At 73.1% G+C, this 15,617-nt stretch carries 9 protein-coding genes; all 9 read left to right on the forward strand.

The genetic code is table 11. From position 1 onward, the window contains the following. The first annotated feature begins 56 nt into the window (after window positions 1–56). On the forward strand, window positions 57–1,724 hold the full coding sequence (argS, locus tag ACSDG8_RS22700) for an arginine--tRNA ligase (RefSeq protein ID WP_210893775.1): 1,668 nt from the start codon (window positions 57–59) through the stop codon (window positions 1,722–1,724). A 2-nt stretch (window positions 1,725–1,726) separates the two neighbouring features. Beyond that, window positions 1,727–3,112 carry a diaminopimelate decarboxylase gene (lysA, locus tag ACSDG8_RS22705; RefSeq protein WP_210893777.1) on the forward strand — a complete coding sequence of 462 codons (1,386 nt, stop codon included), beginning with the start codon at window positions 1,727–1,729 and terminating at the stop codon, window positions 3,110–3,112. Further along, window positions 3,109–4,413 (forward strand): homoserine dehydrogenase, encoded by a 1,305-nt coding sequence (locus ACSDG8_RS22710; protein ID WP_210893779.1) that lies wholly within the window; start codon window positions 3,109–3,111, stop codon window positions 4,411–4,413. The genes lysA and ACSDG8_RS22710 overlap by 4 nt, the downstream gene beginning before the upstream one ends. 112 nt (window positions 4,414–4,525) lie before the next feature. Further along, a complete protein-coding gene (gene thrC, locus ACSDG8_RS22715; protein ID WP_210893781.1) occupies window positions 4,526–5,575 on the forward strand; it encodes a threonine synthase in 1,050 nt (349 codons plus the stop codon). 1,122 nt (window positions 5,576–6,697) lie between these two features. Continuing rightward, on the forward strand, window positions 6,698–9,937 hold the full coding sequence (locus ACSDG8_RS22720) for an efflux RND transporter permease subunit (RefSeq protein WP_439427227.1): 3,240 nt from the start codon (window positions 6,698–6,700) through the stop codon (window positions 9,935–9,937). 116 nt (window positions 9,938–10,053) lie between these two features. Further along, complete coding sequence (locus ACSDG8_RS22725) at window positions 10,054–10,872, forward strand: polysaccharide deacetylase family protein (RefSeq protein WP_439427228.1); 819 nt, start codon at window positions 10,054–10,056, stop codon at window positions 10,870–10,872. Window positions 10,873–10,881: 9 nt separating this feature from the next. Then, a complete protein-coding gene (locus ACSDG8_RS22730) occupies window positions 10,882–12,126 on the forward strand; it encodes an MFS transporter (protein WP_439427229.1) in 1,245 nt (414 codons plus the stop codon). A gap of 64 nt (window positions 12,127–12,190) precedes the next feature. Further along, window positions 12,191–13,093 carry a homoserine kinase gene (thrB, locus tag ACSDG8_RS22735; protein WP_210893789.1) on the forward strand — a complete coding sequence of 301 codons (903 nt, stop codon included), beginning with the start codon at window positions 12,191–12,193 and terminating at the stop codon, window positions 13,091–13,093. Between the two features lie 338 nt (window positions 13,094–13,431). Beyond that, window positions 13,432–15,615 (forward strand): transcription termination factor Rho, encoded by a 2,184-nt coding sequence (rho, locus tag ACSDG8_RS22740; RefSeq protein ID WP_210893791.1) that lies wholly within the window; start codon window positions 13,432–13,434, stop codon window positions 15,613–15,615. Window positions 15,616–15,617: the final 2 nt, after the last annotated feature.

Genomic DNA, 15,617 nt, shown 5'->3' on the forward strand with positions numbered 1-15,617 from the left:
TTCACATGCTGGGTCGCCGCCGCGGTGCCCGAGTCTACCCCCGATAACATGGATCAGTGACTCCCGCAGAACTCGCCGAGGTCGTCCTCGCCGCAGCCCACGCCGTCTTCGACGAGCGCGGGCTGGACCGCGCCGCGCTGCCCGCGCAGACCACCGTCGAGCGACCCCGTAATCCCGATCACGGTGACTACGCCTCGACGCTGGCGCTGCAGCTCAGCAAGAAGGTCGGCGTACCGCCGCGGGAGCTGGCCACCGCGCTGGCCGACGAGCTGGCCAAGGCGCCGGGGATCAAGTCGGTGGAGATCGCCGGCCCGGGCTTCCTGAACGTCCGCCTCGACGCGGCCGCCGCCGGCCAGCTCGCCAAGGTCATCGTCGAGGCCGGTCCGGCGTACGGGAGCAGCGACACCCTCGCCGGGCAGCGGATCAACCTGGAGTTCGTCTCGGCGAACCCGACCGGCCCGGTGCACATCGGCGGGGTCCGCTGGGCGGCCGTCGGTGACGCGCTCAGCCGCCTGCTGCGCGCCACCGGCGCCGACGTCGGCACGGAGTACTACTTCAACGACGCCGGCTCCCAGATCGACAGGTTCGCCCGCTCACTGCTGGCCGCCGCGCAGGGCCAGCCCGCGCCGGAGGACGGCTACGGCGGCGCGTACATCGCCGAGATCGCCGCCGAGGTGGTCCGCCGCCGGCCGGACGTGCTCGACCTCGCCCCGGACGCCGCCGAGGAGGTGTTCCGGACCGAGGGCGTCCAGCTCATGTTCGCCGAGATCAAGTCCTCGCTGCGCGACTTCGGGGTGGAGTTCGACACCTACTTCAACGAGAAGGACCTGCACGACCAGGGCGCGCTGGACGCGGCGCTGGCCCGGCTGCGGGAGCAGGGTCACGTCTTCGAGTCCGAGGGCGCGACCTGGCTGCGCACCACCGAGTTCGGCGACGACAAGGACCGGGTGCTGCGCAAGTCCAACGGCGAGTGGACGTACTTCGCCGCCGACTGCGCCTACTACCTGAACAAGCGGGAGCGCGGCTTCGACCGGGTCGTGATCATGCTGGGCGCGGATCACCACGGCTACATCGGCCGGATGAAGGCGATGTCCGCGTGCTTCGGCGACGACCCGGCGCACAACCTGGAGATCCTCATCGGCCAGCTGGTCAACCTGGTCCGCGACGGCGCCCCGGTGCGGATGAGCAAGCGGGCCGGCACCGTGGTCACGCTGGAGGACCTGGTCGACGCGATCGGCGTGGACGCGGCCCGGTACGCGCTGGCCCGCTACTCGGCCGACTCGCCCATCGACATCGACGTGGAGCTGTGGACCCGGGCCAAGAACGACAACCCGGTCTACTACGTCCAGTACGTCGCGGCGCGTACCGCCGGGGTGGCCCGCAACGCGGCCGAGATCGGGCTGACCCGGGGTGACGCCGCCGCGTTCCAGCCCGAGCTGCTCGGCCACGACAAGGAGAACGAGCTGCTCAAGGCGCTCGCGGAGTTCCCCGCGGTGGTGGCCACCGCCGCCGAGCTGCGCGAGCCGCACCGGGTGGCGCGCTACCTGGAGGAGAGCGTCGCGCAGGCGTACCACCGGTTCTACGACAACTGCCGGATCGCCCCGCAGGGCGACGAGAAGATCAGCGACACCCACCGGGCCCGGCTCTGGCTCAACGACGCCACCCGGGTGGTCATCGCCAACGGCCTGCGCCTGCTCGGGGTGTCCGCGCCGGAGCGGATGTAGTCATGCGGGCACACGAGGCAGGAGCGCTGCACGGCGAGATCGGCACCCGGGGGCCGGCGTGGCTGCGTCCCCCGGTCGACGTCAACGCCCTGGTGCCGCAGCTGTGGCCGCGCAACGTGGCGCGCGGCCCGGTCGGCGCGCTGACCGTCGCGGGCCTGGACGTCCGCGACCTGGCCGCCGAGTACGGCACCCCGGCGTACGTGCTGGACGAGGACGACCTGCGCGAGCGCTGCCGCGAGTTCCGCGCGGCCTTCCCGGACGCGGACGTCTACTACGCGGGCAAGGCGTTCCTCTGCCGCGCGGTGGTCCGGACGATCGCCGAGGAGGGTCTGTTCCTCGACGTCTGCACCGGCGGTGAGCTCGCCACGGCGCTGTCGGCCGGGATGCCGCCGGAGCGGATCGGCTTCCACGGCAACAACAAGTCGGTGGCGGAGCTGACCCGGGCGGTCGACGCCGGGGTGGGCCGGATCATCGTCGACTCGTTCACCGAGATCGACCGGCTCTCCGAGCTGGCCCGCGAGCGCGGGGTACGCCCGAAGGTGCTGGTCCGGGTCACCGTGGGCGTGGAGGCGCACACCCACGAGTTCATCGCCACCGCGCACGAGGACCAGAAGTTCGGCTTCTCGCTCGCCGGCGGGGCCGCCGCCGCGGCCGCCTTCAAGATCCTCGACGAGGACGTGCTGGAGCTGCGCGGCCTGCACTCGCACATCGGCTCGCAGATCTTCGACGCCAGCGGCTTCGAGGTCTCCGCCCGCCGGGTGCTCGCCCTACAGTCGCAGATCCGCGACGCCCGGGGCGTGGAACTGCCCGAGCTGGACCTGGGTGGCGGCTTCGGCATCGCGTACACCACCCAGGACGACCCGGCGTCGCCGCACGAGCTGGCGAAGCGCCTGCGCAAGATCGTCGACGGGGAGTGCGCGGCGGAGAACCTCGCCGTGCCGCACCTGTCGGTCGAGCCGGGCCGCGCGATCGTCGGCCCGGCCGTGTTCACGCTCTACGGGGTCGGGACCGTCAAGGACGTCGACGGCCTGCGCACCTACGTGAGTGTGGACGGGGGGATGAGCGACAACATCCGTACCGCGCTCTACGACGCCTCGTACTCGGCGACCGTGGCGAATCGCACGTCGTCCGCGCAGCCGATGCTCGCCCGCGTGGTGGGAAAGCATTGTGAGTCCGGGGACATCGTGGTGAAGGATGAATTCCTGCCCGCCGACGTGCAGCCCGGAGATCTTGTTGCGGTGCCCGGCACCGGGGCGTACTGCCGGAGCATGGCCAGCAACTACAACCATGTCCCGCGGCCCCCGGTCGTCGCCGTCCGTGACGGTCGGGCGCGGCTGATCGTCCGCCGGGAGACCGAAGACGACCTGCTGGCATTGGATGTGGGATGACCTCACCGGTTCGCTTGGCGCTGCTCGGCTGTGGCACGGTCGGTAGCGACGTGGTCCGACTGCTGCACGAGCAGTCGGCCGACCTCGCCGCCCGGATCGGCGCCCCGCTGGAGATCGCCGGGATCGCCGTACGCCGGCTCGGCCGTGACCGCGGCGACCTGCCGGTCGATCCGGCCCTGTTCACCACCGACGCGCTCGGGCTGGTCAAACGCGACGACGTGGACGTGGTGATCGAGGTGGTCGGCGGCATCGAGCCGGCCCGCGGCTGGCTGGTCGAGGCGCTGCGCGCGGGCAAGAGCGTGGTCACCGCCAACAAGGCGCTGCTCGCCGAGGACGGCGCGACGCTGCACGACGCCGCCGCCGAGGGCGGTGCCGACCTCTACTACGAGGCGAGCGTCGCCGGGGCGATCCCGCTGCTGCGCCCGCTGCGCGAGTCGCTGCACGGCGACCGGATCACCCGGGTCACCGGCATCGTGAACGGCACCACCAACTTCATCCTCTCCGCCATGGACGCCACCGGCGCCGGCTTCACCGAGGCGCTGGAGGAGGCCACCGAGCTGGGGTACGCCGAGGCCGACCCGACGGCCGACGTGGAGGGCTTCGACGCCGCCGCCAAGGCCGCCATCCTCGCCTCGCTGGCGTTCCACACCCGGGTGACCGCCGCCGACGTGCACCGCGAAGGCATCACCGAGGTGACCGCCGCCGACGTGGCCAGCGCCAAGGCCATGGGCTGCACGATCAAGCTGCTCTGCATCGCCGCCCGGGGCGTCGACGCGGAGGGCCGGGAGACGGTGAACGTCCGGGTGCACCCGGCGATGATCCCGCTGACCCACCCGCTCGCCGGCGTCGGCGACGCGTTCAACGCGGTGTTCGTCGAGGCCGACGCGGCCGGGCAGCTCATGTTCTACGGCCGGGGCGCCGGTGGCGCGCCCACCGCCAGCGCGGTGCTCGGCGACGTGGTCGCGGTGGCCCGCAACCGCCTCGCCGGGGTGCGCGCGGCAAGCGAGTCCGCGTACGCCGACCTGCCGGTACGGCCGATGGGCGAGGCGCTCACCCGCTACCACATCAGCCTCGACGTGACCGACCGCCCGGGTGTGCTGGCCGGGGTGGCGGGCGTCTTCGCCCGGCACGAGGTGTCCATCGCCACCGTCCGGCAGGGCCCGGCCGGCGGCGACGCGGAACTGGTTATCGTCACCCACGTCGCCCCCGACGCCGCGCTCGCGGCCACCGTCCGTGAGCTGCGCGGACTGGACATCGTCCGCTCGGTGACGAGCGTGCTGCGGGTGGAGGGCGGCGCGTAACCCGCGCGTCCCGCCTGATGGTTAAGGCAGGGTGTGCCGATGGCCGGCCGGGCAGGCTGGTCCACGCTGTTGGCAGGCCCCGGAGCGGGGCGACAGAGGCGAGGAGCGCGACATGTGGCGGGGCCTGATCGAGGCGTACCGGGACCGGCTGCCGGTCACCGAAGCGACTCCCGTCGTCACCCTGCACGAGGGCAACACGCCGCTGCTGCCGGCGCCGGTGCTCTCCGCCCGGGTCGGCGCGGACGTCTGGCTCAAGGTCGAGGGAGCCAACCCGACCGGCTCGTTCAAGGACCGGGGCATGACGGTCGCCGTCTCCAAGGCCGTAGAGGCCGGTGACAAGGCGATCATCTGCGCCTCCACCGGCAACACCAGCGCCTCCGCCGCCGCGTACGCGGCCCGCGCCGGGATCACCTGTGCGGTGCTGGTGCCGCAGGGCAAGATCGCGCTGGGCAAGCTGGCCCAGGCGCTCGTGCACGGCGCGAAGCTGCTCCAGGTGCAGGGCAACTTCGACGACTGCCTCGGACTGGCCGGCAAGCTCGCCCAGGACTACCCGGTCGCGCTGGTCAACTCCGTCAACATCGACCGGCTGCACGGGCAGAAGACCGCCGCCTTCGAGATCGTCGAGGCGCTCGGCGACGCGCCCGACATCCACTGCCTGCCGGTCGGCAACGCCGGCAACATCACCGCGTACTGGATGGGCTACTCCGAGGACCTGCGCGACGGTAACGCCACGAAGGCACCCCGGATGTACGGCTTCCAGGCCGCCGGCGCGGCCCCCATCGTCACCGGCCAGGTGGTGCCGGAGCCGTCGACGATTGCCACCGCCATCCGGATCGGCAACCCGGCGAGCTGGACCAAGGCCATCGACGCGCGGGACGCCTCCGGCGGACTGATCTCCGCCGTCACCGACCGGGAGATCCTGTCGGCGTACCGTCTGCTGGCCCGCGAGGTGGGCGTCTTCGTCGAGCTGGGCAGCGCGGCGAGCGTCGCCGGACTGCTCCAGCAGGCCGCCGCCGGCAAGGTGCCTGCGGGTTCGCGGGTGGTGTGCACTGTGACCGGGCACGGCCTGAAGGACCCGGAGTGGGCCATCTCGACCGCGCCCGCGCCGGTGACCATCGCCAACGATGCGCTGGCCGCCGCGCGTTCCCTCGACCTGGTCTGACCGCTCCGTCCCTGCGGCTTCCCCGGACGTTGTCCGGCCCCCGACTCACACCTTTGTCCGGTGCCGTTGGGGTGACGCGCTCCGCTGGACCTCGCGGGGCCTCCGCGCTTCCCCTCCCCGACCTCACTTCGGGGAGGTGGCGCCCTTCCCTGCCTTGATCGACTCCTCATCGGGGAGGTGGCTGCGTCCCCGGCCTTGATCCACTCCAGCTCGGCAAGGTGGTGGTCTCCCCTTCCTTGATCCACGCCAGCTCGGGGAAGTTGTGGCATCCCCGGCCTTGATCCACTCCAGTCCGGGGAGGTGGCGGGATCAGGGTGGGCGGGATGCAGCCGCTTCGGCGAGGTGGAGTCGATCAAGGGTGGGCTCGTGGCCGGAAGTGATGTGCTCGGGCGGGCCGATCGAGGTGGGGTGGGGTGGCCGTGCCGCGCATCGGGTGCCGCGTGATGGCGGGCTGGCCCGACGATGGCATCCCGCCCGTCTCCCGCGCCCCGCACTTCGCCTCGCTGGCGTGCTTCCACAACCGGTACGCAATAGCGCACAGCGCCTCCGCCCTGGGGGCAGGCGTGCAGTGCCGGCACAGCTCTGGCTCTTGACCGGCACCAGCTCGGGGAGGTGGTGGCATTCCCGGTCTTGATCCACTCCAGTTCGGGGAGGTGGTGGGATCAGGGTGGGTGGGATGCAGCCACTTCGGCGAGGTTGAGTCGATCAAGGGCGGGGTGGTGGCCGAGGGCGGAAAGCTTGGGTCAGCCGGCCGGTCGAGGTGGGGCAGGGTGGCCGTGCCGCCGCGCCGAGGCCCGAGTGGTGGCGGGTCAGCCCGGTGAAAGTATCCCCGCCCGCTCGCGCATCCGCGCCCGCCTTGCGCATCCACCGCCCGCCTTGCGCATCCGCGCCCGCCTCGCGCATCCGCGCTTCCGGCTGAAACCCCGATCGACACCAGTTCGGGGAGCTAGCGGGAACGGAGCTCGTGGGACGCAACCACCTCGGCGAAGTGGAGTCGATCGAGGCGGGCGCGGGCGACCCCGAAAGGCGGCAATGTCATCGGCTGGGGCGGATGCCGGGAGTGTCGGGGCGTGCGGCAGACTCAGGGCCCCGCAAACCCCTCTTCAGGAGTGAGTAACGCCGATGTCGCTGCTCGCCAGATTCAGTCTCGCCAACCGGGGCCTGATCGCCCTCGTCGCGTTGGTGACGACGGCGTTCGGGCTGTTCGCCGTGCCGTCGCTGAAGCAGCAGCTCCTGCCGTCGCTGGAGTTTCCCGCCGCGTTCATCGTGGCGACGTACCCGGGCGCCGCGCCGGAGATCGTCGAGTCCCAGGTCGCCGAGCCGATCGAGAACAGCCTCAAGGGCATCCCTGGCCTGGACAAGGTCACCTCGACCTCGCGCGAGGGCGCGGCCACGGTCCAGGTGCAGTACGAGTTCGGCACCGACCTGGACGACGTCGTAAACAAGATGGAGACCGCGCTCAACCGGATCGACGCCCAGCTCCCCGAGGGCGTCGACCCGCAGGTGATCGCCGGCAGCACCGACGACCTGCCCGCCGTGGTGGTCGCCGCGACCGGTGGCGGTGACGAGCGGGCGCTGGCGGAGAAGCTGCGCACCGCGGTCGTGCCGGAGCTGGAGGCGCTGGACGGCGTCCGTTCGGTGGACGTCACCGGCGCCCGGAACCAGGTCGTGACGATCACGCCGGATCCGGCGAAGCTCGCCGCCGCCAAGGTGGCGCCCACAGCCATCGCGTCGGCGCTCAAGAGCAACGGTGTGGCGGTGCCGGCCGGTGCGCTCGCCGACGGTGACCGGTCGCTGCCGGTGCAGGTGGGCACGCCGATCCGTACGCTCGACGACCTGCGCGGCATCGTGCTCACCACGGCGCCCGCCGCCCCGGTACGCCTCGGCGACGTCGCGGCGGTGGAGCAGCAGCTCGCGCCGGCGACCTCGTTGACCCGTACCAACGGCAAGCCCAGCCTCGGCATCGCGGTGACGGCCGCTCCGGACGGCAACGCGGTGGCGATCTCGCACGACATCCAGGACCGGCTGGACGAGCTGGGTGACGCCGCGGGCGCCGAGCTGACTGTGGTCTTCGACCAGGCCCCGTTCGTCGAGAAGTCCATCGAGAGCCTGACGACCGAGGGCCTGCTGGGCCTGGTCATGGCGGTCGTGGTGATCCTGGTGTTCCTGCTGTCGGTGCGTTCCACGGTGGTCACCGCGGTCTCCATCCCGCTGTCGGTGCTGGTCGCGCTGATCGTGCTCTGGTCCGGCGACTACTCGCTGAACCTGCTCACCCTCGGCGCGCTGACCATCGCGGTCGGGCGGGTGGTGGACGACTCCATCGTGGTGCTGGAGAACATCAAACGGCACCTGGAGTACGGCGAGCCGAAGCGGGACGCGATCCTCACCGCGGTACGCGAGGTGGCCGGCGCGGTGACCGCCTCCACGCTCACCACGGTGGCCGTGTTCGCGCCGATCGCCCTGGTGGGCGGCTTCGTGGGGCAGCTCTTCGCCCCGTTCGCGATCACCGTGACGGTGGCGCTGCTCGCCTCGCTGCTGGTGTCGCTGACCGTCATCCCGGTGCTGGCGTACTGGTTCCTGCGGCCGCGCGGCGGCGCTGACGACGCCGCCGCCCGGCGGGCCGCCGAGGAGAAGGAGCTGCGCAACCCGTTGCAGCGGGCGTACCTGCCGGTGATCGACTTCGCCACCGGCTCCCGGAAGACCCGGTGGGCGACCGTCGGCCTGGGCCTGCTGGTGCTCCTGGGCACGTTCGGGCTGGCGCAGAAGCTGGAGACGAACTTCCTGGACGACTCGGGCCAGGACACGCTCGCCATCCGGCAGGACATGCCGGCCGGCACTTCGCTCGCCGGCACCGACCGGGCCGCCGCGCGGATCGAGGAGGTGCTGCGGCGTACCCCCGGGGTGGAGACCTACCAGGTCAGCGCCGGTGGTGGCGACAACCCGTTCGCCGGCGGCGGCAGCGACCGGGCCACCTGGTCGCTGTCGCTCTCCGACGACACGGACGCCGCGACGGTACGCCAGGGCCTGCGCAAGGAGTTCGACGCGCTCGGCCCGGAGGTGGGCGAGCTGACGTTCGGCGGCGGGCAGAACGCATCGGCCAACCAGGTCGAGGTGGTGGTGCAGGCCGCCGACCAGGAGACGCTGACCCGGGCCGCCGAGGCGGTACGGGCCGCGATGGCCGACACGCCGGGCGTGGAGGACGTCACCACCAGCCTGGCCACCCAGGTGCCGCGCGTCGAAGTGACTGTGGACCGGCTGGCCGCGGCCCGCGCGGGTCTCACCGAGGCGGCCGTCGGGCAGCTCGTCGCGCAGACGTACCGGGGTGCGCCGCTCGGCCAGGTCACGCTCGACGGCACGGCCCAGACCGTGGTCCTGAGCAGCGGCGCCCGGCCGCCGCTGACCGTTGAGGAGCTGCGGGCGCTGCCGGTCGGCGCGGTGCCGCTGGACGCGATCGCGGACGTCAACCAGGTCGAGGGCCCGCAGCAGGTGACCCGGATCGACGGCGAGCGCAGCGTCTCGGTCACCGGCACGGCGACCGGCTCGAACCTCGGCGCCACCACGCAGGAGCTGCAGAAGCGGCTGGACGGGCTGGACGTGGCGGGCGCCACGTACGAGATCGGCGGTGTCAGCGCCGACCAGGCGGACGCGTTCGCGGACCTCGGGCTCGCGGTGCTGGCCGCCATCGCGATCGTCTTCCTGATCATGGTGGCCACGTTCCGCAGCCTCACCCAGGCGCTGATCCTGCTGATCTCGGTGCCGTTCGCGGCGACCGGGGCGATCGGGCTGCTGCTGGTCACCGGGACGCCGCTGGGCGTGCCGGCGCTGATCGGCGTGCTCATGCTCGTCGGCATCGTGGTGACGAACGCGATCGTGCTGCTGGACCTGATCAACCAGTACCGGGCCCAGGGCATGGACGTGACCGAGGCCGTGGTCGAGGGTGGTCGCCGCCGACTCCGGCCGATCCTGATGACAGCCGTCGCCACCATCTTCGCGTTGCTGCCGATGGCGCTGGGGCTGACCGGCGAGGGCGGCTTCATCTCCAAGCCGCTGGCGATCGTGGTGATCGGTGGCCTGCTCAGCTCGACGCTGCTGACGCTGGTGCTGGTGCCGACGCTCTACACGATGGTGGAGCACACCAAGGGCTCGTTCCGGGCCCGGCGCCGGGGCGCGGTGGAGCCGGTGGAGCCGGAGCCGACGGCCGATCCGGTGCCGGTGCCGGTCGGCGGCGGCGAGCGGGCCGAGGAGCGGGCCGAGACCGCGCCGCCGGCCCGCCCGTCGGGCGCGCTGATCGACGGTACGGACCAGTTCGAGGTGCTCCGCCTGCCCAAGACGCGCCGTTCCCCGCTTCCCCCCACCGAGTGACGGTGTCGGGAGGGGCCCGAGTCGCCCCTCCCGGCACCTCGGCGCGCGGGACACACCGGAACCCCATCCGGCGGTACGCTCGGTAAGCTGATGCCTACGTTGGGTGCGGGGGCGCGATGGGGGTCGCGGGCCGGTGGAATCGGCGCACCGTGCTGCGCCGGTCCGCCCTGCTGTTCGGCGGCGCCGCGCTCGGCTCCGCCGCCACCGCCGAGAGCACCTGGGTGGCCGACCGCCGCCTCCCGCTGGCGGGCGGGCCGGCCAGCGCCACGCTCGGCAACGGCCACCAGAACGTCGGCCGCGGCGGCGTCCAGGTCCTCTGGGGCGTACGCACCGACGAACCCCTGGTCGCGCTCACCTTCGACGACGGCCCACGCCCACAGTGGACGCCGATGGTGCTGGACACGCTGGCCGAGCACCGGGTGCCGGCCACCTTCTTCCTGGTCGGTGAGCGGGCGCGCCGGCACGCCCCGCTGGTCCGGGGCCGGATGGACGGCCACGAGGTCGGCAACCACAGCTGGGCGCACCGCGACCTGGCCCGGATGGACGCCGCGACTGTCTACGACGACCTGCGGCGCAGCCACGACGCGATCGCGGCGGCCACCGGCGCGGCCCCACGGCTGCTCCGCCCGCCCTGGGGGCACCTGGGCGGGGCGGTGCTGTACGCGTCGGCCCGGCTGGACTACCGGTTGGTGCTCTGGACGCTGCAGATGGTGGAGAGCGAGTTCCCGCACGACCCGGCCGGACACGCCCGGCGGATCGTGGCCGAGGTACGCCCCGGCACGATCGTGCTCGGGCACGACGTGGGCGACGACCGGCGGCTCGTGGCGCTGCGCGGCCTGCCCGACATGATCGACGGGTTGCGGGCCCGGGGATACACCTTCGTCACGGTCTCCGAGCTGCTGCGCCGTGCTGCCGGCGGGGGAGCGGCCCGATAGGGTGCCCGCGTGTCGCCCACCCTCTCCGTCCTCGTCCGCAACCGCGACTTCCGCCATCTGTTCATCGCCGAGCTGGTGGTGTTCGGCGCGGACTGGTTCGTCATGGTGCCGCTGCTGGTGCTGCTGCCGGAGCTGACCGGCAGCGGGGTGTGGGGCGCGCTGGTGCTGGCCGTGGACACCGGCACCACCGCGTTGCTGCTGCCGTACGCCGGGACCGTGGCCGACCGGTTCGACCGCCGCAAGGTGATGATGGGGGCGAACGTCGCCGCCCTGGCCGGTGTCCTGCTGCTGCTCGGGGTGCGCAGCTCCGGGACGGCCTGGCTGGCGCTGGCGGCGATCGCGCTGGTGGCGGTGGCGAAGGCGTTCTACTCGCCGGCCGCCCAGGCCGCGCTGCCGAACGTGGTCGACCCGGCGGACCTGGCGGCGGCGAACGCGGTCGCCGGCTCGGCCTGGGGCACGATGACAGTGGTCGGCGCCTCGCTGGGCGGCATCCTGAGCGCCGCGTCCGGCCCGTACGTCAGCTTCTGGGTGGCCGCCGCGGGCCTGCTCGCCGCCTTCTTCCTGGCCGCGTCGATCCGCCGGCCGTTGCAGGCGCCGCGCGACCCGGCGGCGGCCGTGCCGCGCACCTGGGCGGCGATCCGGGAGGCGCTGCGCTACATCGCCCAGCGCCCGCGCGTGCTCGCGCTGGTCACCGTGAAGTCGGCGGTCGGCCTGGGCAACGGGGTGCTGACCGTCTTCCCGCTGCTCGCCGGGGTGTACGGCGTCGGCGCGATCGGTGCGGGCCTGCTCTTCGCCTCGCGGGGCGCCGGGGCCCTGGTCGGCCCGATCCTGATGCGCCGGGTGCTCAGCAACCGGGCCTGGCTGCTCACCGGCCTGGCGCTGTCCATGTCGCTGTACGGCCTGGCCTACCTGGGCGCCTCGGCGGTCTCCTGGTTCCCGCTGGTGCTGGTCCTGGTCTTCCTGGCCCACCTGGGCGGCGGGAGCAACTGGGTGCTGTCCAACTACGCGTTGCAGGGCGAGGTGCCGGACCGGCTGCGCGGCCGGGTCTTCGCCACCGACATGATGCTCGCCACGCTCGCCATCGCGGTGAGCCAGCTGGTCGTGGCGCTCGTGGTGGACCGGGTGGACGAGCGCACCGTGCTGGCCGGTTGCGGCCTGGTCACCGTCGTCTACGCGCTCGGCTGGCGGTTCGCGACCCGGCGGCTCTCGCTCACCGACCCGGTGGACGCGCCGGTGCCGGACCGGGCGGGATGACACGTCGGTCTCACGCTCCGGGCGGTACGGCCGGCTTGTCGGTCGTACGCCCTAGCATGAGCCGGTGCCGACGACCTTCATCCCCGGCCCGGTCCGGGTCCGGGTGCCCGCGACCAGCGCCAACCTGGGCCCCGGCTTCGACGCGCTCGGTCTTGCGCTCGGCCTCCACGACGACGTCACGGCCGAGGTGACCGGCGGCGGCGTGCGGGTGTCGGTGACCGGCGAGGGCGCCGGTGAGCTGCCGGCGGACGAGCGGCACCTGATCGTCACCGCGATGCGGGCCACCTTCGACGCGCTCGGCGGGCAGCCGGCCGGCCTGGCGCTGGAGTGCGAGAACCGCATCCCCCAGGCCCGCGGGCTCGGCTCCTCCTCGGCCGCGATCGTGGCCGGGGTGCTGGCGGCCCGCGCGCTGGTGGCCGACGGCGAGCAGCGGCTGGACGACGACGCCGCGCTGCGGCTGGCCGCCGAGCTGGAGGGGCACCCGGACAATGTCGCGCCCTGCCTGCTCGGGGGCTTCACGATCGCCTGGACCGAGCCGGGCGGCGCGCGGGCGGTCTCGCTGCCGGTGGCGCCGGCCGTGCGCCCGACCGTCTTCGTGCCCGCCGAGCGGGGCCTGACCTCGGTGGCCCGGGCCGCGCTGCCGGCCACCGTGCCGCACGCGGACGCGGCGCTGAACGCGGGCCGGGCGGCCCTGCTGGTGCACGCGCTGAGTGCCGATCCGGCGCTGCTGCTGCCGGCCACCGTCGACCGGCTGCACCAGGAGCAGCGGGCGCCGGGGATGCCGGCCACCGCGGCGCTCGTCGGCGCGCTGCGTGCGGCGGGTGTGGCGGCTGTGGTCAGTGGGGCGGGGCCGACAGTGCTGGCGCTTTCCCAGGTCCCGGTGGGATTCGAGGCGGGAACAGATTGGCGCCGGTGGGAGTTGCCGATAGATGTCAGCGGTGCCCGGGTCATCCGGGGTAGACTTTGACACGCCGAGCGGGGCCCTGTTGCCGCAGGTCGGAAGAGTTGATTACGCTCTAGACCTAGCACAGCCGCGAAGCATGCGATCTTCCTGCGGTTCGGCGCACCCCCGAAGCTCTCGGCGGTCAGCCCGTCACCCCTGCCCAAGGCCCACGCCGCGCCGCAGTTTCCACAGGTCGCCGCAGGCGGCGAGACCTGCTCACCGACGGTGGTGAGTCGGGAAACCACCGGCTGCTGTGTCACAGACTCCCGCGACGCGTCCATGCGAGGCGGGTGCACCGAGGCCGCCCGGCCACCTGGTTCCACGACTCCGGGCAGCTCCGGCCTATCGAGGGAAGGAATCCATTGAGCGACACCACCGACGTGACGTCGGATGTTTCCAACGTCGCTGGCGATGCCACCACCGCCGCCCCCACGCGCCGTCGCCGGAGCGGCACCGGCCTGTCGGCGATGCTGCTGCCGGAGCTGCAGAGCCTGGCCGCGTCGCTCGGCATCTCTGGTACGGCCCGCATGCGCAAGGGCGAGCTGATCAGTGCCATCACCGAGCGGCAGCAGGGCGGCGCCGCCGCCGGGACCCCTCGACCGCGCGCCGAGGTAGCGGCCGCGGCTGCTGCTCCCGCCCGTGAGGAGGTGCACGCGGAGGTCCGTGAGGAGCGGGCCGAGGCGCGTCCCGCCGAGCAGGCGCCCGCCGAGGCGACCGAGGGTCGTACCCGTGGCCGCCGTACCCGGGCCGCCGCCGCGACCACCGAGGCCCGACCGGCCGAGACGCCGGCGGCCGAGGCGCGGCCGGCCGAGACCCGCGCCGAGGAGGCTCCCGCCGAGACCGGCGAGCGGGCCGAGCGCGGTGGCGAGCGTGCCGAGCGCAACGAGGGCCGGGGCCGTGAGCGCGGCGGCGAGCGTGCCGAGCGTGGCGGTGACCGGGCCGAGCGTGCCGAGCGCGGCGGTGACCGGGCCGAGCGCGGCGGCGAGCGTGCCGAGCGCGGCGGCGAGCGCGCCGAGCGCGGCGGCGAGCGTGCCGAGCGTGGCGGTGACCGGGCCGAGCGCGGCGGCGAGCGCGCCGAGCGCGGCGGCGAGCGCGCCGAGCGCGGTGACCGCAATGACCGTGGTGACCGGGCCGAGCGGGGCGACCGCAACGAGCGTGCCGACCGGGGCGAGCGCGCGGAGCGCAACGACCGCGGTGACCGCAACGACCGCGGTGACCGCAACGACCGCGGTGACCGGAACGACCGCAACGACCGGGGTCAGCGCGCCGAGCGGGACAACGACGGCGACGACGACGAGGGCGGCGGCCGGCGCGGCCGGCGCAGCCGGTTCCGGGACCGCCGTCGCGGCCGTGGCGAGCGGGGCGAGGGCGACAGCGGTGGCGGTGGCGGCCGCGAGCCGCAGGTCGGCGAGGACGACGTGCTCGTCCCGGTCGCCGGCATCATCGACGTGCTCGACAACTACGCCTTCGTCCGGACCACCGGCTACCTGGCCGGCCCGAACGACGTGTACGTCTCGATGTCCCAGATCAAGAAGTACGGCCTGCGCCGCGGTGACGCGATCACCGGCGCCGTGCGGGCCGCGCGGGACGGCGAGCAGCGGCGCGACAAGTACAACCCGCTGGTCCGGCTGGACACCATCAACGGGATGGAGCCGGACGAGGCGAAGCGCCGGCCGGAGTTCTACAAGCTCACCCCGCTCTACCCGCAGGAGCGCCTGCGGCTGGAGACCGAGCCGCACATCCTCACCACCCGGGTGATCGACCTGGTCATGCCGATCGGCAAGGGCCAGCGGGCGCTCATCGTGTCGCCGCCGAAGGCCGGTAAGACGATGGTGCTGCAGGCGATCGCGAACGCGATCACCCGCAACAACCCGGAGTGCCACCTGATGGTGGTGCTTGTCGACGAGCGGCCCGAAGAGGTCACCGACATGCAGCGCTCGGTGAAGGGCGAGGTCATCGCGGCCACGTTCGACCGTCCGCCGCAGGACCACACCACCGTGGCGGAGCTGGCGATCGAGCGGGCCAAGCGCCTGGTCGAGCTGGGGCACGACGTGGTCGTGCTGCTCGACTCGGTGACGCGGCTCGGCCGGTCGTACAACCTGGCGGCGCCGGCCAGCGGCCGGATCATGTCGGGTGGTATCGACTCCACCGCGCTCTACCCGCCCAAGCGCTTCCTCGGCGCGGCGCGCAACATCGAGAACGGCGGCTCGCTGACCATTCTCGCCACCGCGCTGGTGGAGACCGGGTCCATGGCGGACACGGTCATCTTCGAGGAGTTCAAGGGCACCGGTAACGCCGAGCTGAAGCTGGACCGGAAGATCGCCGACAAGCGGGTCTTCCCGGCGATCGACATCAACCCCTCCGGCACCCGCAAGGAGGAGGTCCTGCTCGCGCCGGAGGAGCTGGCGATCATCCACAAGCTCCGCAAGGTGCTGCACTCGCTGGACTCGCAGGCGGCGCTCGACCTCCTGCTGGACCGGCTCAAGCAGTCCCGCACCAACATCGAGTTCCTGATGCAGATCGCGAAGTCCACTCCGGGCGAGTGAGC

Source organism: Micromonospora sp. LA-10 (assembly GCF_051853095.1).
Classification (GTDB): Bacteria; Actinomycetota; Actinomycetes; order Mycobacteriales; family Micromonosporaceae; genus Micromonospora; species Micromonospora echinospora_A.